This window comes from Thiomicrorhabdus sp. (assembly GCF_041583835.1).
Classification (GTDB): domain Bacteria; phylum Pseudomonadota; class Gammaproteobacteria; order Thiomicrospirales; family Thiomicrospiraceae; genus Thiomicrorhabdus.
In genome coordinates, this window is sequence record NZ_JBFHFC010000005.1 from 100755 (window position 1) to 119480 (window position 18726).

The 18726-nt window shown below is 43.6% G+C and carries 18 protein-coding genes; 10 read left to right on the top strand and 8 right to left on the bottom strand.

The window, feature by feature from the left end; translation table 11 throughout:
* Nucleotides 1–75: 75 nt before the first annotated feature.
* Both ABY044_RS04380 and ABY044_RS04385 read right to left on the bottom strand, forming a co-directional pair.
* Nucleotides 76–534 (bottom strand): NUDIX domain-containing protein, encoded by a 459-nt coding sequence (locus ABY044_RS04380; RefSeq protein WP_373018554.1) that lies wholly within the window; start codon nt 532–534, stop codon nt 76–78.
* Nucleotides 535–634: 100 nt separating this feature from the next.
* Nucleotides 635–1114, bottom strand: a complete 480-nt coding sequence (locus ABY044_RS04385) for an Lrp/AsnC family transcriptional regulator (RefSeq protein WP_373018556.1) — start codon at nt 1112–1114, stop codon at nt 635–637.
* Nucleotides 1115–1277: 163 nt separating this feature from the next.
* On the opposite strand from ABY044_RS04385, the gene ABY044_RS04390 reads away from it, so the two are divergent.
* The 4 genes from ABY044_RS04390 to ABY044_RS04405 all read left to right on the top strand — a co-directional run bounded on the left by ABY044_RS04390 (nt 1278) and on the right by ABY044_RS04405 (nt 6592).
* The gene (locus ABY044_RS04390) at nt 1278–2948 is read left to right on the top strand and encodes a 2-isopropylmalate synthase (protein WP_373018558.1); all 1671 of its coding nucleotides are present in this window, start codon (nt 1278–1280) and stop codon (nt 2946–2948) included.
* A gap of 123 nt (nt 2949–3071) precedes the next feature.
* Nucleotides 3072–3686: a flavin reductase family protein gene (locus ABY044_RS04395; protein ID WP_373018560.1), complete on the top strand. Its 615-nt coding sequence runs from the start codon at nt 3072–3074 to the stop codon at nt 3684–3686.
* 255 nt (nt 3687–3941) lie between these two features.
* The gene (locus tag ABY044_RS04400) at nt 3942–4562 is read left to right on the top strand and encodes a rhodanese-like domain-containing protein (RefSeq protein WP_373018562.1); all 621 of its coding nucleotides are present in this window, start codon (nt 3942–3944) and stop codon (nt 4560–4562) included.
* Between the two features lie 200 nt (nt 4563–4762).
* On the top strand, nt 4763–6592 hold the full coding sequence (locus ABY044_RS04405) for a Na/Pi cotransporter family protein (RefSeq protein WP_373018564.1): 1830 nt from the start codon (nt 4763–4765) through the stop codon (nt 6590–6592).
* Here the strand turns inward: ABY044_RS04405 and ABY044_RS04410 are convergent.
* Both ABY044_RS04410 and ABY044_RS04415 read right to left on the bottom strand, forming a co-directional pair.
* Nucleotides 6589–6837 carry a hypothetical protein gene (locus ABY044_RS04410; protein ID WP_373018566.1) on the bottom strand — a complete coding sequence of 83 codons (249 nt, stop codon included), beginning with the start codon at nt 6835–6837 and terminating at the stop codon, nt 6589–6591. The two genes, ABY044_RS04405 and ABY044_RS04410, sit on opposite strands and share 4 nt — an antisense overlap.
* 80 nt (nt 6838–6917) lie before the next feature.
* Nucleotides 6918–7850 (bottom strand): hypothetical protein, encoded by a 933-nt coding sequence (locus ABY044_RS04415; protein ID WP_373018568.1) that lies wholly within the window; start codon nt 7848–7850, stop codon nt 6918–6920.
* Between the two features lie 305 nt (nt 7851–8155).
* Between ABY044_RS04415 and ABY044_RS04420 the strand changes: the two genes are divergently transcribed.
* Nucleotides 8156–8386 (top strand): hypothetical protein, encoded by a 231-nt coding sequence (locus ABY044_RS04420; protein WP_373018570.1) that lies wholly within the window; start codon nt 8156–8158, stop codon nt 8384–8386.
* Nucleotides 8387–8407: 21 nt separating this feature from the next.
* Here ABY044_RS04420 and ABY044_RS04425 read toward each other — a convergent pair whose 3' ends face one another.
* The gene (locus ABY044_RS04425) at nt 8408–8827 is read right to left on the bottom strand and encodes a secondary thiamine-phosphate synthase enzyme YjbQ (RefSeq protein WP_373018572.1); all 420 of its coding nucleotides are present in this window, start codon (nt 8825–8827) and stop codon (nt 8408–8410) included.
* A 240-nt stretch (nt 8828–9067) separates the two neighbouring features.
* Here ABY044_RS04425 and ABY044_RS04430 point away from each other — a divergent pair, with 240 nt between their 5' ends.
* A complete protein-coding gene (locus tag ABY044_RS04430; RefSeq protein ID WP_373018574.1) occupies nt 9068–11122 on the top strand; it encodes a M3 family metallopeptidase in 2055 nt (684 codons plus the stop codon).
* A gap of 106 nt (nt 11123–11228) precedes the next feature.
* On the opposite strand, the gene ABY044_RS04435 is transcribed toward ABY044_RS04430, so the two are convergent.
* From ABY044_RS04435 to ABY044_RS04445, 3 genes are read right to left on the bottom strand one after another with little or no spacing between them, the layout of a single operon-like run.
* The gene (locus ABY044_RS04435; protein WP_373018576.1) at nt 11229–12539 is read right to left on the bottom strand and encodes a porin; all 1311 of its coding nucleotides are present in this window, start codon (nt 12537–12539) and stop codon (nt 11229–11231) included.
* A gap of 53 nt (nt 12540–12592) precedes the next feature.
* Nucleotides 12593–13081: a DsrE family protein gene (locus ABY044_RS04440; RefSeq protein WP_373018578.1), complete on the bottom strand. Its 489-nt coding sequence runs from the start codon at nt 13079–13081 to the stop codon at nt 12593–12595.
* Nucleotides 13082–13099: 18 nt separating this feature from the next.
* Complete coding sequence (locus tag ABY044_RS04445; RefSeq protein WP_373018580.1) at nt 13100–13558, bottom strand: DsrE family protein; 459 nt, start codon at nt 13556–13558, stop codon at nt 13100–13102.
* Between the two features lie 224 nt (nt 13559–13782).
* Here ABY044_RS04445 and ABY044_RS04450 point away from each other — a divergent pair, with 224 nt between their 5' ends.
* The 4 genes from ABY044_RS04450 (at nt 13783) to ABY044_RS04465 (ending at nt 18699) form a co-directional block, all read left to right on the top strand.
* The gene (locus ABY044_RS04450) at nt 13783–14358 is read left to right on the top strand and encodes an RNA polymerase sigma factor (RefSeq protein ID WP_373018582.1); all 576 of its coding nucleotides are present in this window, start codon (nt 13783–13785) and stop codon (nt 14356–14358) included.
* A 5-nt stretch (nt 14359–14363) separates the two neighbouring features.
* Nucleotides 14364–15059: a hypothetical protein gene (locus ABY044_RS04455; RefSeq protein ID WP_373018584.1), complete on the top strand. Its 696-nt coding sequence runs from the start codon at nt 14364–14366 to the stop codon at nt 15057–15059.
* A 160-nt stretch (nt 15060–15219) separates the two neighbouring features.
* Complete coding sequence (locus ABY044_RS04460; protein ID WP_373018586.1) at nt 15220–16467, top strand: MFS transporter; 1248 nt, start codon at nt 15220–15222, stop codon at nt 16465–16467.
* A gap of 69 nt (nt 16468–16536) precedes the next feature.
* Nucleotides 16537–18699: an AMP-binding protein gene (locus ABY044_RS04465; protein WP_373018588.1), complete on the top strand. Its 2163-nt coding sequence runs from the start codon at nt 16537–16539 to the stop codon at nt 18697–18699.
* The last annotated feature ends 27 nt before the right edge of the window (nt 18700–18726 follow it).

Genomic DNA, 18726 nt, shown 5'->3' on the forward strand with positions numbered 1-18726 from the left:
CAAACAAAAAAGCGGCTTTAAATGCCGCTTTTTTTATATTTTTTATAAATCAGATGAGTCTTGTTGAGTTTGAATTTATTGAATATAACCGAGATAAACCGGATTATCCGGCAGTTTTATCCGTTGTAGTACTTCAGGTAGTTGTTTAGGATCAAGCGTTAAAGCCTTTAAGCTGTCTAGATCGATCCATTCTACCGAAACTTGATGTGGGTCGGGGTGATGACCATTTTGTGGCGTGTAGGGTGCTTTAAGCTCGCATAAGAATGCAAACTCGACTTTATGTTTGGTTACGTCAGGTTGTTTTTTAGAAGGGCGGCTATGTTCGTATAGGTTGACCATTCCGTTTACTTTGACTTCCGCGGCCACTTCTTCAAATACTTCTCTGACAACCGTATTTTCAAGGGTCTCTCCCGGCTCTTGAGTGCCGCCGGGCAGAGTATAAATTACCCGTCCGTCTTCATACTGTTTTTTGATCAACAATATATTCCGGTCTTTGAAAATAATGGCTTTGGCGCTATTTTTGGAAGTTATCATTATGATTTTCAAATGTTTTTAGATTTCATTCAATCATATATAAAAATCGATAAGGTGTAAAACGCCAAAATAAAACCGGAAACCCTGTTTGGTTTGGATATCAGATCGGGATGGCGGTTTTATCGATGACTTTTCGTAAAACGAAACTGGTGTGTACGCCGCTTACACCTTCAATCTGAGTGACGTGATTCAATAATAAATCTTGGTAAGCTTCTAAATCCTTTACCACCACTTTCAGTTGATAGTCGGCAGTCTGTCCGGTTAACAACAGACATTCCAATACGTTCGGCAGGGCTTGAACCTTGGTTTCAAATTCCTGAAAACGTTCTTTAGTGTGTTTATCCATCGAGATATGGATTAACGCCATCAAATCCAATCCCAGTTTTTTAGCATCCAATAGAGTACGGTAGCCGAGAATGATGCCTGATTCTTCAAGTGATTTGAAACGTCGCAGACAAGCAGAAGGAGACAGGCCTATTTGATCGGCGATTTCCTGGTTGCTCAATCGACCGTTGTTTTGGAGGGCATTAAGGATGGCTTTATCGTATTGATCAAGAGAATTCGAATAATTTAATGACATATTGCACCATATTGAATTTATATTGCTTAATTTGATTATATTTAAGCATAAAGTTGTGTATTTAGTTAAATTTATAGAATAGTTTGCAATAAAATTCGGCGGCCTAATTTGTACAATAATTTGCAATAAAGAACTGCAATGATGCACGGAAGAGTTTAAACCAATGAAATCGACAATGAATGCCAATAAATACCATCGTACACCGACACCGGAATTACCAAATCGTCAATGGCCGAACAATTTTTTAACCCAGGCACCGATATGGGTTAGCGTTGATCTGCGCGACGGTAATCAGGCGTTGGCCAATCCGATGACGGTCGACCAAAAATTAGCGTTATGGAAACAGTTAGTGGCGATGGGGTTTAAAACCATTGAAGTCGGTTTTCCGTCGGCCAGCCAAGTTGAATTCGATTTCACCCGTCGTTTGATTGAAGAAAATTTAATTCCGGACGACGTTACCATTCAAGTTTTGGTTCAGGCGCGTGAGCATTTGATAGCCCGCACTTATGAAGCGTTACAAGGCGTTAAACAAGCGGTGGTGCATGTCTATAACACCACGTCGATCGTACAGCGCGAAAATGTTTTTGAGAAGTCTAAAGAAGAAATCAAAGCAATGGCGGTTCAGGGCGCTAAATGGGTTCAGGAATATGCAATCAAAGCTTCCGAGACCAATCCAGAATCGAAATGGGTTTTCCAGTATTCGCCGGAAAGTTTTTCGCAGACGGAAACCGATTATGCTGTTGAAGTTTGTCAGGCGGTAATGGATGTTTGGCAGCCGACGCCGGAGAATAAATGCATTTTGAATCTTCCGGCAACGGTAGAAAGCACTTCTCCGAATCGTTTTGCCGATCAGGTCGAATATTTTATTACGCATTTACCGAATCGAGAGTCGGCGATTATTTCGATTCACACTCATAACGACCGCGGTTGTGCCGTAGCAGCGGGGGAATTGGCTTTATTGGCCGGAGCCGATCGTATTGAAGGAACGTTGTTAGGTAACGGCGAACGTACCGGGAATATGGATATCGTCACCTTGGCAATGAATTTGTTCAGTGAAGGGATCGATCCGCAATTGGATCTTTCGCATCCGAACGATTGGATTCCGGTGGTTGAAGAAGTGACTCAAATCAAAACTCATCCTCGTCATCCTTGGGTGGGAGATGTCGTCTATACCGCATATTCCGGTAGTCATCAGGATGCAATCCGCAAGTGTTTGTTGAAACAACAGCCTGATGCCCCTTGGAATGTGGCCTATTTGCCGATCGATCCAAAGGATGTCGGTCGCGATTACGAAGCGATTATTCGAGTTAACAGTCAGTCCGGCAAAGCGGGCTCCGCATTTGTATTGGCTCAGGAATACGGTTTGAATCTACCTAAGTGGATGCAGTTGGATTTTGCACCAGTGGCTCAGGCATTGGCCGAAGAGCAGGGCGGCGTGATTAGCCATAAAGAGCTTTATGCCGCGTTTGAAGTGCATTACGGCCTTCAGCAGTCTGATATTCAATTGGATCATTACAAGTTGGACCGTGTCGGTGACCAGGAAAAACTTTGCATTGAGATCGATGGCGAGAAGTGGGAAGGGATCGGCAACGGTACCATCAGTGCTTTGTGTGACGCTTGGCAAAAACGTACCGGGCAGTCGGTAGATGTTATCGATTATGCCGAGCATGCATTGCATTTGATCGATGATGTTTCGGCAGGTAAAAACGCCCGTGCGATGGCTTATGTTTATCTTCAACAGAATCAAACCAAAACAGTCGGTGTTGCTATGGCGGAAGACTCTGTCACTGCAATGTTATTGGCGTTGTTAAAAGGTTTGAAAGCCGGGTTTTAAGAACAATTTTCAACCCGGACGAAGCCTGTTACATTTTTATGATATCAAGCTTAATCGATTTGCAATAAACAGGTACTTATACTCAAATAACAGCATTCAAAATTTATTTTAGGAAGGTGTTAAATGTTTATTGAAAGTTCGCAATTGAGTACTCAGCAAATCTATCCTCTTTTGGTCGGCGGAGTTGTTCCCCGGCCGATTGCCTGGATCAGTACCCGCAGTGAAGAAGGGGTCGATAATTTGGCTCCCTATTCATTCTTTACCGTTGTCAGTTGTAACCCGCCTGTTTTATGTGTGACTCAGGTCAATCCCGGTGATCGGCACGACAAAGATACATTGGTGAATCTTAAGCAGACGTCGGAATGTGTGGTTAACGTTGTTAGCGCGGAGTTAGCGGAGATGATGAATGCCAGTTGTGCCGATTATCCTCAGCAAATCAGTGAATTCGAGGCGGTGGGTATCGAACCGATTGAAAGTCATCATGTGAATCCGCTTAGCGTCAAACAGGCGAAAGTCCGTTACGAGTGTCGTTTAAGAGAAGTGGTTACGATTTCGGAACAGCCTGCCGGCGGCAAAATGATGTTGTTGGATGTCGTCGGATTTTACGTCGACGATGATATTTATGCTAATGGAATGATTGATTCCAAAGGTTTGAATGCGGTTGGAAAATTGGGTGGCAATGATTATTCGACCATTCAAGACCAGTTTGCATTGCAAAGACCGGTATTAAATCCATAGCAGGGATGACCCTTGTGTCCCCGGATAAATAATGAATAAAATCCGCTATTTGTGTTTCACGTGAAACACAAAAACCGCCGATTACCTGGACGAATTGGCGGTCTTATTTTCAATTAAAACATCTGTTTCTATAGAAATATCCCTACAATTAATAATTCTATTATGTCCATAAAATTTTTAATAAGAAAAAATAAGTATTAGTTAATATAATCGAATCGTTTTATATTCTTTTAATCAAGTGTAGGAGTACTAAGAATGAAACGTATGTTATTACCGGCTTTATTTATTACGGCAGGCTTATTAAGCACTTCAGTGTATGCTTCTGTCGATGTGAAGGCGGATTCCTCTTCAATTGAAGCAAAATTACCTGAAAAAAAGCGTGATATCCTTCACCATTATTTAAGCCCAAAAGAAGTGTATGACATTAAAAAAACAGAGGGGAATAAGGTTTTATTTGTTGATATCCGTACTCCTTACGAAATTCAGTTTGTAGGCTATACAGACATGATCGATGGTAACGTTCCTTACATCACTTACGATTATTCAGATTGGGATGACAAGAAAAAAACTTATAAGCGTCAATTCAATTCCGGTTTTGTTGGACAAGTTGAAGATCTAATGAAAAAGACCGGTATTAACTATGGTAAAAACACCAAAATTATCTTGATGTGCCGTTCAGGAGACCGTTCGGCTAAAGCGACGGACTTGATGGCTAAAAATGGTTACACCAATGTATGGAGTGCTTGGCAAGGCTTTGAAGGCGATAAAGCCAAGTCAGGTGAAAATAAAGGTCAGCGCGTTGTAAATGGTTGGAAAAACGCGGGTCTTCCTTGGACATATAAAATGGATAAGAATAAAGCGGCATTCGTTTTTTAATTTTTATCTAAGCTGGAAGAATAAAAAAGCCCCGCATTTGCGGGGCTTTTTTTTGGAATAACGCTAATAAATAATCATATTTTAAGGTTAAGACATTCTCATTTTTAAACATTTGATTTGGATGTTGGCAGGGTAACGCTATTTCCTTTTGTACTTAATGGTTTATCATGAGGAGATTCATCCATTCAAGAGTGTCCGTTATGTCTTGGATTCAATTACGTCATACCTCTTTTTCCCTATTTCAACGAATTACAGGTTTGTTGGTTTTATTGTTGATTGTCGGGCTATATTCAACAAATTCGTTTTCTCAAGATGAAGGTTCGCCATTAAGTTTGAACTGGTTTGCTATGTTGATGGAGTTGTTTGGCGGTTTAGCTCTGTTTCTATATGGCATGGATAAGATGATCAAAGGTTTGTTGATTATCGCCGGGGATCAGATGAAACTGATGCTGTCCAAGTTGACGACCAATAGGGTGATGGGGGCGATTACCGGAGCGGGCGTGACCGCAGTAATTCAATCGTCATCGGTAACCAGCGTTTTAACGGTCGGTTTCGTTTCCGCAGGTTTGATGTCGGCAGGACAGGCGGCCGGTGTGGTTATGGGGGCAAATTTAGGGACAACGGTAACGGCACAAATTGTGGCGTTTAAAATAGAAAATTTTGCTCTTTTAATGGTTTCAGTGGGTTTTTTGATCGAGTTTTTAGCCAAATTAAGAAATAAAATTGCGATCGGGCAATTTATTATGGGATTGGGTTTATTGTTTTTCGGCATGAATCTGATGGGTGTCGGTATGGCACCGTTGCGAAACTACGAACCGTTTTTAGAATTGATGCAGCAAATGCAAAACCCTTTTTTGGGTATTTTGATCGGTTTGGTTTTTACGGCGCTGGTGCAATCCTCTTCTGCAACGATTGCCATTGTGATTGTTATGGCCGGTAACGGGTTTTTAACTTTACCTGCCGGGATTGCATTGGCGATGGGTGCAAATATCGGTACGACGGTAACGGCGATGTTGGCGACAATAGGCAAGTCGAGAGAGGCGTTACGTACCGCTTTGATTCATGTGCAATTTAACCTTTTAGGGGTACTGATCTGGTTGCCGTTTATTCCTGAGCTGGCGTATTTTGCGACTATGATTTCTGCACATGAATATGCCGGAAACGAAGTCATGATGTTATTGGCCGAAAATACACCACGAGAGATTGCCAACGCAAATACGTTGTTTAATTTAATTAGTTTGATCGTTTTTCTGCCGATGATCCCGGTTTTTTTATGGATTGTAAACAAATTGGTTCCCGTTTTATCGGAAGAGAAAGGCGCGGCCGAATTCAAACCGGAGTTTTTGGATGAAGCCTTGATTATGACGCCGGCTCTGGCAATGAAAGCGGTCGCTATGGAGCTGGAACATTATCAAAAGCAGCAAGGCTTATTTTATAAACGTCTGGTCGGTTTAATCCCGTCGCCTAATATCGATAAATTATCGAGGGAAGATTTAACGATTCGTCGATTACGTTCTTATCAAAGCCAAATATTAAGTTATTTAGGTCGCGCAGGACAAAGCGCCATGTCGGCCGAAGAGCAGAAAGAATACCTTAAGTTGATGAATGTTTTGAATATATTGGAATCGATGCTGGAAACATTGCAGTCTAACATGATGAACGTGATCCACGAGATGGTTGAGAATGAGATAAAACCGAGTGAAACCATGATTAACCTGGTCGGACAATTGACTTCCGAAGTCGGGAAAGCGATTGAGAATGCAATGCAAAGTATCTATAAACAAGATTCCGAGGCCGCCATGGCGGTTATTGCCATTAAACCGACAATTGATCATCTTATTCAAGAAGCGCTGGCTCATCAAATTAAACGTTTTCAGCCCAATGAAGAACGTTTGACCGTTTTTCGTTACGAGATGCAGTTGGTTGACGGTTTCAAACAGCTGCATACTTTGTCTAAACGAATTGCACGACTACAATTAGCGAATAACCCGACGCCAGAAACTACGACTTCAAGTAATGTATTAAGTTAGAAATAGGTATTGAATTGCAGGTATGCATAGTGGCTGTAAGCCGAGATCTGATGCTTTTCTTCCGTCAGATATAAGCCGTTAAATTCGGAGCCTGTATCGCCTTGAGTCAACTGTAAACCGAATAGAATTTGACTGCGGTTATTGAGTAAATAATTACCGTGAAGGCTCCACAACTGACTATGATCCTGTAGGTTGACGATGAGGTTGGGTCCTAAACTTAATTTAGACGTCATCTCGATGGTCATCCCCATGTCCATGTAGTGTTGATTGATTACAAATAATTGATTATTAATGATTTTATTCCATAGAATCGGGTTGATTTGGTTTAGATAAGGTTGTGACGAGGCTTCGCCGTAACCATTGTAAAAATACTCGATGAAGCCGGTTGTATTGTGGCCGAAGATTTCCAGGCTTGATGGTAATTGGCGACTAGACTGTTATTGAACGCTTGGTAATCGGTGTTGTAGGCACTTAACCAATCCATGTTCCACAGGCCGTTGAATAAATTACCGGTTAGCTCAACCCCTAATAGCCATTCGTTTGCTTCTTTGCTGAGAATCCCCTGTAATTCCAGTTTATCCGTATAGTGTAACCACTTAATGCCGAAGGCGCTTTCGTCGATATCGAGTTCACGATTATCCAAGTTGCGTCTAGGGACGATTATCCAATCCAATTGATCTCCGGATTCGGTTAAGTATTGACCGCTGACCATGTCGGTTCCCGGTTTATATTCGGTATCGATACTATTGGGCGCAAATGGATTGAAGTGATCCAACGGATTGAATAGTTGACCGTTTCCCCAACGAATTGCTTGTCTTCCGATTTTGACCGAATAATTTCTTTGTTGATAGGTTGCAGAGAGTCGATCGATGCGGTGGTAAATAAATGTATCGTCTCGGTTAACAATCGATGCGGTTAAATTAAACAGCTGTTTCTGATCCAAATCAAAAAAATCGTAATCGTCGGAAGTCAGTTGTCTTTGTTGTGAAATGGTTTCACCTTTTAACCCTTGAATTTGATAATCGATTTCGAATTTCCAGTTTTTTTCAAAACGTTCGGTTTTGGCTCGAAAGTCACTCATAAGAAAATGGGTGGTTTCGGAATCGACACCTGCCGTTTTTTCAAAATTCGGCCAATTCTCTAAAAAACCGACCGCTTTAAAGTGGCCTTCAGGCGATTTCCAGGAGCCAAGTAATGCACTTGGCAGGAAAAATAGAAAAAATGCCGTTATGAGGCATTTATTTAAGGATTTTTTCATAATTTGAAATTTTAGCGTGAAATCGCAAACCCGTTGCTTAACACGACCATTTATATTTTATGGTTATTATATGGATAAAAAGAATCGAAAACGATAATTATTTTCATAAAGACTTAAGGGGCGTTTAAGATATTTTAATGACATCAATTTTATAAATATTAAGTGTTTCGGTATTTCGGATAATCGATAGTTTAAATTTGCTATGCTATGTTTATTGCAGTCATTGATGAATTTAAATTTTGGTTATGATGTATATGTGAATCGGCGATTGAGCCGATTGGATTTTATTCGACAGGGAAGGACGTATGAAACAGACAGTGATTTTTTCAGGATTGGCTTCGATAGCTTTGGCATTAGCAGCTTGTACTTCTCATCATTTTGTAAATAAAGTCGGCCAAAACGAGAAACAATTTATCCAAGATCAAGCCTATTGCCGTGGCTTGGCTTCCGGTCAACAAAGCTTGACCAATACCGAAGGGGAGCGTCTGATTCCTTATGAAGAGTGTATGCGCAACTTAGGTTATTTACCTAAATAACCCATTGCTTTTCGTTATTTTTTATTCGCCTTGAATGGTAATAATCAGCTTACGGTCAAAACGACCGGTTCGGTGTTCGTAAAGAAACAGTCCTTGCCAAGTTCCTAAGTTAAGTCGTCCGTTACTGACCGGTATGGTTTGGCTCATATCGGTAATCATGCAGCGTATGTGTGCACTCATGTCGTCATCCCCTTCATAGTTATGCAGGTAGCGGGGGTCGCCGTCTTGAACCGTTTTTTGCATCCAATATTCAATGTCTTGTCGAACGCTAGGATCGGCGTTTTCGGTAATAATCAACGATGCCGAAGTGTGTTGAATAAAGACATGGCACAAGCCTGTATTGATAGAGGAATCTCTAACAGCGGCTTCAATTTTTTGAGTGATGTTATAGGTTCCTCTGTTAGGGTTGGTGAGGATGATTTCAGTCTGAAAAGTCTTCATATTGTTCCGTTATAGATCGTTTTTTGGATGTTTAATGGAAACCAGTTTAGCAAATAATTTATGTTTTTGATGTGGTCTGTCTATTCTGCCATTGCCCATATTTCTATCTTTTGTTCTCCTTGTTATTAATTTAATTCGATTTAATCGATTACTAGGCGGCCCTTATTCGTGTTGGGATTTAGGCGTGACCACGATTAGGCTATAATGCATCTATTTAAACCAATCAAAAGAACATTCATTATGTCCCAAAACGTTAATTCAAACCCGCTACTTAATATTACAGATTTACCAAAATTCGATATGTTTCACGTGGAACATATCGTTCCTGCAGTAGATCAATTGTTGGAAGAGAATCGTGCACAAGTGGCGTGTTTGGTTAATTTGGATGAAATACCGACTTGGGAAAACTTCATTGAGCCTTTAGAGAAAATCGATAATCGGTTCGAGCGCGTCTGGGGACCGATAGGGCATTTGGATTCGGTAAAAAACAGCGACGAATGGCATGCAGCTTATACAGCATGTCTTGAAAAGGTCACCGCCTATCACACTGAAATGGGGCAGAATAAAGGTCTGTTCGAGAAATTCACGTTAATCGCTAATAGTGAAGAATTCAAAGATTATTCTTTGGCTCAGAAGAAAGTTATCGAAAATGCATTAAGAAATTTTCGACTTTCCGGGATTGATCTACCTGCTGAAAAGCAGGCTCAGTATCAAACGATTTCACAACAGTTGTCACAGTTAAGCAGTCAGTTCGGCAATAACGTTTTGAAGTCCACACAAGCCTGGTCAAAAAATATTGTTGATGAACGAGAATTGGCCGGTTTGCCTGAAAACGCCATGGGATTGTTGAAACAATTAGCTGAACAAAAAGGGCTTGAAGGTTGGTTGGTAACGTTGGATTTTCCTTCCTATATAGCGGTGATGATGCATGCCGATTCACGTGAATTGCGTTCCGAAGTGTATCGCGCATTCGGAACACGCGCTTCGGATCAGGCTCATAATACCGAGTATGACAATTCGGAAAATATAGAAAAAATTAGAAAACTGCGTCATGAATTGGCTAATTTGCTTGGATTCGAACAATATGCCGACTACTCGTTAGCCACCAAGATGGCACAGAGCACCGATCAGGTATTAGGTTTTTTACGCGATTTAGCGGTTAAATCCAAACCCCAGGCAGAACAGGAATTGGCAACGTTAAAAGCCTTTGCCAAGGATGAATACGGAATAGAAGATTTTCAGCCGTGGGACGTTTCTTACGTTTCCGAAAAATTAAAAGCGGCTAGCTTATCGTTGTCGCAAGAAGTGCTTCGTCCCTATTTTCCGGTTAAGGCCGTATTGAATGGTTTATTTACGATTACCGAAACACTGTTTGATATTCGTGTTCGAGAGAAAGAGGGTGTTTCGGTATGGCATAAAGACGTTCGTTTTTTTGAATTAGTCGATGCGGGCGATGAGGTCGTGGGTCAGTTTTATCTGGATCTTTATGCGCGAGAAAATAAACGAGGTGGTGCCTGGATGGATTCTGCGGTGAGCCGTTGGAAGCATTCTGCGGGTGCGTTACAAAAGCCGGTCGCTTATTTGGTGTGCAACTTCACGCCGCAGGTTGCGGACAAACCGGCCTGTTTGACACACGATGAAGTTACAACTCTGTTCCATGAGTTCGGTCACGGGATTCATCATTTAATGACGGAAATGGAGCATTTGGATATCTCGGGTATCAGCGGCGTTCCGTGGGATGCGGTGGAGTTGCCGTCCCAGTTTATGGAAAACTTCTGTTGGGAGCGTGAAGGTCTTGATTTGATCTCTTCTCATATTCAAACCGGTGAAACATTGCCGGATGAGTTATTCGAGTCTTTGAAAACCAGTCGCGGTTTCCAGTCTGCGATGATGATGGTTCGTCAGATTGAATTCGCGTTGATGGATTTTGAATTGCATAGCTTCTATCGCCCGGATGAAGTAGAAGATATTTTGGAACTGGCGAAACGAATTCGAGAGGAAGTTTCCGTGATTCAACCGCCTGAATATACTCGTATGTTACACAGTTTCAGTCATATTTTTGCGGGTGGGTATGCGGCCGGTTATTTCAGTTATAAGTGGGCAGAAGTGCTGTCTGCGGATGCATTTAGCCTATTTGAAGAGACGGGTATTTTGAATCCCGAAACGGGTGCCAAATTTAAGAATACGATTTTGGCAGCAGGGGGTTCGATTGATCCGATGGTTTTGTTTAAAGCCTTTAGAGGACGCGAACCGAAAATTGAAGCTTTGTTACGTCACAGCGGCATAGCAGCGTAATTTTTAGATTCTTTTAGGCATAAAAAAGCCCTTGCTGATTAAGCAAGGGCAAGGTGGTTGATTTTCGGAGTACCAACCTAACAACGCAAAAAAGAGGTTTAACGGCTTAGAAGACTAAGCTGATTTGTGCTGAAACACGATTGTCCACACTGTCCAGAATATCGTGTACCGGAGCCGTAGATGGGGCGTCAGGCGCTTCAATCGAACGAATCTCATAGTTGACTCTCAATGAGGTTTTCTTGTTGAAGAAGTACTGTGCGCCTAATGTGGTCGTCTGGAATTCACGATGTTTGTCTTGATTGGTATTGGATGCGGCATCGGTTTTGGTTGCGCTGTCGAGTTTGTCGTAGCGTACGTTCAATTCCAGATTAGGCATGACTCGATACCCTAGATCGACATAATATCCGTCCGCCTTTTGGTCGGGAAAGACACTGAATGTCGCACCGTCGGAAGGTAATCCGGCGCCGCTGGTTCCACCGTAAATCATACCGTCGGCGGTAATGTATTCGGCCGCTAACCGGTATTTACCGTCCCAATAGGTTGTACCCAGTCCGGTACGTTTTCGGTCTACGGTCCCCACATCATCCAAGGTACGTTTCCCGTCCTGCATCCAAGCAAAGAATTTCAACCCTTGTCTTCTTGGACCGGTTGTATTGTTGAAGATCTTTTCCGTAGAGGCATACAAGTACAGATCCTGATGTTTATCATTGTCCGTTAATGCCAAACCATTACCGTTACCTAGCATAACGGCATAACTGTGCTCCCACTCACCGACTCTGAAAGCGTCAAAGACTTCCACCCCGGTGTCTCGGAACGCACCGACCGGTGCGCTTCTTCCCGTATTGCCGGTAGAGTTGTCGAAATAACGTTCCAACAATAGGCGATCGGTTACGTTACTGAAATTGACATAGTTGAATACCGGGATACCTTGAAGCCCTTCTTCCGCACCCGGAGTTTTGAATAGACCCACTCGGATTCTTGCGCCGGGAATGTGGTTAAGGGTGACGCTGGCATCAGTTAACTGACCTTGAGAAGCGTCACCACCGGTCGTAATACCATTGTTCCCGAATTCGGTAAGTAGGAAGTAATTCACTTTTTCATCCAGCGGGAAATTTCCGCCTCTGACTCCGATACGTGCACGACGGACGTTGAAGCCTTGAGAGGTATCCAATTGAGGTGCCATCTGGTTGAATGCGGCTGATTTTCCGGCATAAGGACCGGCGGTAAGTTTAGTATCGTCGGTTTGTTGGTATTCCGCTTGTACAAACCCCCAGACCTTGGCTCTTGGTGCCTGGTGATCCTTTTCGGTTCCTTGGATCATCAGCCAGTTTGCGGCTTGGGCGGATTGAGCGCCCAAGGCGCCGGCTAATGCGATCAATAACGCGGTTTTTTTGAGTTTATAGGTTTTGTTTAGCATAAGTATCCTCTTCTCTTTTTTAAGAGATTTTATATTTGGTCTGTTTGATTAAATTAAGGTCTTAGGTATAAGAAGCCTTGGCTTTGAAGGTAGGCAAGTTCGGCAACGCCGCTAGGAACGATATCGTCTTTCTTGGCATCGTAAAGGTCGCGTTCGAAATCGACGTTTCGACCTTTTAAGGTATTAGCGCAAACGTTGAAAGTGACCCCCTGCATTTTGAGTTGGTCGATTTTTTGAGCCATTTCCAAAGTGGCGTTGGCCGTTTTGAATTTAGGCACGTTTTTCAAAGCTTCGGGTTTGAGTAGCAGAGATAGTCCGTTACCGTGGAGCACGACTTTTATATCAATATTGTCTACACCGACCGCGTTGATATGGTTTTGAATGTTGCGTAGGGTTGAAGACTGTTTTTTGATATCGTCGTAGTTAATGTGATACACCACTTTTTGATGTCCGTAGCGTTCGTTGGCATTGGCGCTGTTGATTGTCAGGATAGCCGATAGCAACATGAAAACAGCGATCAGGTAAGGTTTTATTGATTTCATAGTGACCTCGGGGGATTGTTAAGGTTTCAAAATCTGCCAACCGGCAGCATTAAGTTGCAGGATTCTGCCCGCTCCGGCCGGAGCAATGGCAATGCCTTCCATGACTTTGGGTTCATGTCCAAGTTTAGAAGAGAAGTTTTTGAGTGTATTGGCACAGGCTGTAAAGCGCACGCCCCCCGCAATTAGAGATTTAATACGCGGCTCGTTGACGTTTTTATCTAACATAAGGCGAACGCCCGGTCCAAAGGCAACCACTTCGATATCGACGTTTTGGGCTCCGTAATAGCGCTGTAAGTTTCCGGCGACATTAAGCACCAAGGTTTGTTTAAACGGATCGCCGTCGCTGATTTGTAGAACGACTTTGTGTTCCGCGAAGGTGTCAGGCAGCGGTGCTTCGGTTTGAGCCGCAAAGACGGGGATCGTAACCAGGAGTCCCAGTAGTAATCCAAAAAGTTTATAAACCTGTTTTTTTAGCATGTTTTTTTATCCTCGAAAGTAAATCAAAATTCAGCGCGCTTAACCCTTAAACGAATGGGTAGAGCGTTTTATTCCATTTTTTTAAACCAGTAATTCTTATCTACACAACAGTTTTATTTATTTCGTAAGTTGTTAATATGTTTACAAAAAAATATTTGTTGCATTAAAAACTGAAATTGAATTAGTATCGAAAAAAGGTATTAATTCAAACAAGTGATGTGTAAATGAAATTTACGAGCAAGGTTGCCGATCTGTTTTGCGAATCCCAAGAGAGAAGGCGGTTCAATACAGCGTTGGAAAACAAGTATGAGCGTCTGTATCGTCTGGCCTATGCTTGGAGCCATCATCCTGCATTAGCGCAAGATCTTGTACAGGAAACTATGTTGAAAGCGTTGGAAAAGCGCAAAGATATTAGCAATTTGGAGCATTTAGACGCTTGGTTGAGTAAGATCATGCGAAATCTGTTTTTGGATAACATGCGTTTCAATCGTCGTTGGGAATGGACCGAAGAAGCGGAAATCGATCAGCACTATTCGGTTGAATGCAGCGAGTCGGAAATGATTAAGAAGCAGACGCAAGACGCTTTTTATCAAGCGATGGCAAAATTGCCGTTTGACCAGAGAGAGGTCATTGTCTTAGCGGATTTGCAGGGATTCAGTTATCAGGAAATTTCGGATATCACTTCCACTCCGATCGGCACGGTAATGAGTCGAATTTCTCGGGGGCGCGAGAAGTTACGATCCTTGTTAGAGAATAGTGATGTGCAAAAGCACAAAGTGGTTCCATTACGGAGAAATTGAAATTAATGGGTAAATCAATTCAAACCTATCAGTTACATGCATACATCGACGGACAACTTTCCAGTGAAGAGTGTTTTGAGGTTGAAGAGGCAATGCGGCTAGATTCAAAATTACAGGATGAGGTTTGTCATCTTCGTACTCTTAAATCCAAAGTGAAAGAGGCTTATGCGGATATTCCGGTGCCGGAAAGAAAATCGAGTGCCCCGGTGTCTAAACGAGTTTGGTCGATTCCTAAAACGGCAGCGGCTTCTCTGTTTTTGGGCGTTGTATTGGGTGCCGGAATGCTTAGTCTGCTGACCGGTCAAAACAGCGGCGAGTCATATCAAACATTGGCGCAAGCAGTACCTCAAGAAGACAAATACATTGTGCATTTGGATTCGGACGACCTGGTCAAACAGGCGGAAGCTTTGCAGAAGATCGAACAGTTGTTGAAAGAGGGCGGGCCAAAAGTCAAAGTCGATTTCATTTCCAATTATCATGGTGTGAAGATGTTCGACGCCGATAACCCGAATCACAAACAACTGGAGAACCTGTTAAGCCATTACGATAATTTAACCTTGTATGCGTGTAAAAGAGCGTTGGAAAGAGCGTTGGAAAGAGGCGAAAAGGTTAATGTACTTCCAATGGTCAAACACGATAAACCGGCGATCGATGCGGTGGTGGAACGCCTAAACGAGGGTTGGAAATACATCAAGATTTGATTTGCGGTTTGAACAAACCGGTTCCTTTTTGATATGGATCGATTCGGGGTATACTTAGCGCATGTTTTTTAAAATGAATTAGAAGCTTTGTATGCTAAATTCCCGGACGCGGTCGACCTCCTCTTTTTTTCTTTCGAGACGTTTTTTTCCGTTGTTTTGGGTGCAGTTTCTAGGCGCGTTTAACGACAACCTTTATAAAAATGCGATGGTGATGCTCATCGCTTTCCAGCTCAGTCAATCCGACGAGCAGACCGGTTTATACATCACATTGGCAGCCGGTATCTTCATTTTGCCGTTTTTCCTGTTTTCCGCTTTTGCCGGGCAAATTGCCGATCATTTTCCGAAATCCGTTTTGATTCGAAAAATCAAATTAGCCGAAATTTTGATTATGGCGACCGGCGTTCTGGGGCTGTTAAGTCTGCAATTGGAGTGGCTTTATGTGTCGCTGTTTTTAATGGGCACGCAGTCGGCTTTTTTCGGGCCGATTAAGTATTCGATTTTGCCGGAGGTGCTTCAAGAAAATCAATTGTTACGCGGTAACGGTTGGTTTAGCGGCTCTACTTTCATCGCCATTTTATTGGGTACGATTGCCGGAGGCAGCGGTGTCGTGATGGAAAACGGCACTGTATGGATATCGTCGGCGGTCATGGGCGTTGCGGTTTTGGGATACGTTGCCAGTCTATTGGTTCCGGCTACATCCCAACAAACGGCCGATGTTAAGATCGATAAAAACATCTTCCGAAGTACTTGGCAGATCATTCGATCTTGCCGCGAATTTTCCCAGGCGTTCTCGGCCGTGTTGGCGATTTCGTGGTTCTGGTTCATCGGTGCGGTCCTTCTCAGTCAGATTCCAACCTTTGTTAAATACACTTTTTTTGCCAATGAAGATGTGGTGGTGGCGTTTTTGACCATGTTTTCCATTGGTATTGCCGTAGGCGCGGGCCTGGCCGCTAAATTGTCCAAACAACGGGTTAACTTGCAGTATCACCCGTGGTTGTTGGTATCGATGTCTTTATTATTGATGCTTAGTGTTTGGGTGGCCGATTCCATTGCGTCACCGACGGTCATTCACGATACGTCCGTTTTGATGGGATTGGGTGAGTTTTTAGGGTTGTGGCCTGAAAGCCTGTCTTTGGTGTTTATGTTTGTCTTGGCGGTGGCAGGAGGAGCCTATATTGTGCCCTTATACACCCAGTTGCAGATAAAGACCCCGCAAAACACTCGTGCTAGAATGATCGCCGTTAATAACATCGTCAATGCGTTTTTGATGGTGTTGTCATCGATTTTAATCATGGTGGGGTATATGTTTGATCTGACGTTACCGATCATGTTGTTGATATTGGCGGTGTTTAATTTGGCGATTGCCGGATTGTTTTACCGCCGATCCACGTTGAATGACGGGCTGTAAAGCCGTTGCGAATAAAAAATAAGATGCGTCGTGGATTGAAGAAGAGTATTGGAAAGTTGAGGAGTCACAATGAAGTGGTTGGTTAAATCTTTTATTAGGTTGTTGTTTAAAGTTTTCTATCGCGTGGAAGTCAGAGGATTGGAAAACTACCATGCCGTTGATCAGAGTAAACAACCGCTTTTGATTGTCGCCAACCATGTTTCGTTGTTGGACGGGCCGTTGATCGATTTATTCGTTCCGGGTGAAACGACCTTCATGGTCGGCATGAACCACGCCAAAAAATGGTACGGCAAGTTTGTGCTGTATTTCGGTAAGTTCTTTACCGTCGATCTGCACAGCCCTTATGCTGCCAAACACATGATCGCCGAATTGAAAAAAGGCAAGCAGTGCATGATCTTTCCGGAAGGCCGCATTACCACGACCGGCGGTTTAATGAAGGTTTACGAAGGTACGGCCATGGTGGCCGATAAAACCCATGCGGCGATTCTTCCGGTACATATCCGCGGAGCGGAGTTGAGCAAGTTGTCCTATTTGAACGGCCAGTTCTATGCCTATATCAAACAATTCTGGTTTCCTAAAATCACGTTGACTATTTTACCGGCCGAAAACATCAACCCTCCGGCACGTTTAAAGGGTCATAGCCGCCATCACTCCTTAAAGCAGAATATCTATATCTTGATGAGAGATCTGGCTTATTACGGTTTGATCGAAGAGAAGAGCCTGTTTAAGACATTAGTTAAGGCGAAGCAGAGTTACCATGCCAACCAGACGTGCGTCGAAGACATCAACGATCAGTCGTTGAGTCTGAAAAAAATGCTGCTGGCATCGAAAGTTTTAGGTAAACAGCTTCAGAAGGTTTTGGCGGATGAAAAAAGGGTGGGAGTGATGTTGCCCAACGTTTCCGGCATGCCGGCGACCTTTTTCGCTTTGCAAGCCTACGGTTACGTGCCGGCGATGATCAACTTTACGGCAGGGTTCAGAGCGATCAAGTCGGCTTGCGATACCGCCGAACTTAAAACCATTATCACGTCGCGTAAATTTGTCGATGCCTTTGGTCTGCAGCCGCTGATTGACGAGATGCAGGATAAGGTTCGATTTGTGATTTTGGAAGAGGTGCGAGCAAATATCGGTGTCTTAAACAAATTAGGCGCCTTGTTCAGCCGTACGGCAGCATTGCCGGGCTATCAAAAAGACGCACATTCCGAGGCGGTGGTGTTATTTACTTCGGGATCGGAAGGGGTTCCGAAAGGGGTCGTGTTGTCGCATCAAAATATCGTCAGCAATATCGAGCAGATCAGTTCTATGTTGACCCTATTGCCGGGTGAACGGTTGTTTAATGCGTTACCGACATTCCATAGCTTCGGTTTGACGGCGGGTATGCTTTGGCCGATTTTGAAGGGCGCCAAAGTGTTTTTATATCCGTCCCCGGTGCACTATGCGCTGGTACCGGAGATGTGTTACCAGACCAATGCGCGTTTGATGTTTGGTACCGATACGTTTTTTAACGGCTATGCGCGTAAAGCCAATCCATACGATTTCTATAGCGTCAGGGCGATGGTGGCCGGGGCGGAGCGTTTACGCCCCGAAACCCGCCAGCTATATGCCGAAAAATTCCATACGCCGATTTATGAGGGTTACGGCGTTACCGAAACCTCGCCGGTCTTGTCGGTGAACATTCCGACTTCGTTCAAGAACGGTTCGGTCGGTCAACTGGTTCCGGCTGTCGAATACCGTCTCGAAGAGGTTCCCGGTATTGCCGAAGGCGGACGTTTGCAGGTTAAAGGGCCTAATATTATGTTGGGTTATTTGATGCCGGATCAACCGGGTGTGCTACAGGCGCCACCGGAGGGTTGGCATGACACCGGCGATATCGTCTCGGTGGATGAAGACGGTTTTGTGTGGATCAAAGGGCGTGCGAAACGATTTGCCAAGATCGGCGGCGAGATGGTTTCTTTGACCGCAGTTGAAAGTTATATCAATCAGTCGAGTCCGAACGGGCATCATGTGGTGGTTGCGGTTCCCGATTCGCGCAGAGGCGAGCAGTTGGTGTTGGTAACCGATGATTGCGAGTTAAGCCGCAGTACGATTACCGAAGCCGCCAAACAGCAACAGGTTGCCGATATCATGATTCCGAAAACCATTATCCTGGTCGAGTCGATTCCGGTTTCCGGTACCGGTAAAACCAACTATCCGGAAGTTCAAAAAATCGCCGAGCGCCATTTCGGTTCTTAAAACGGGCACCGGGCACTCGACAAGCAA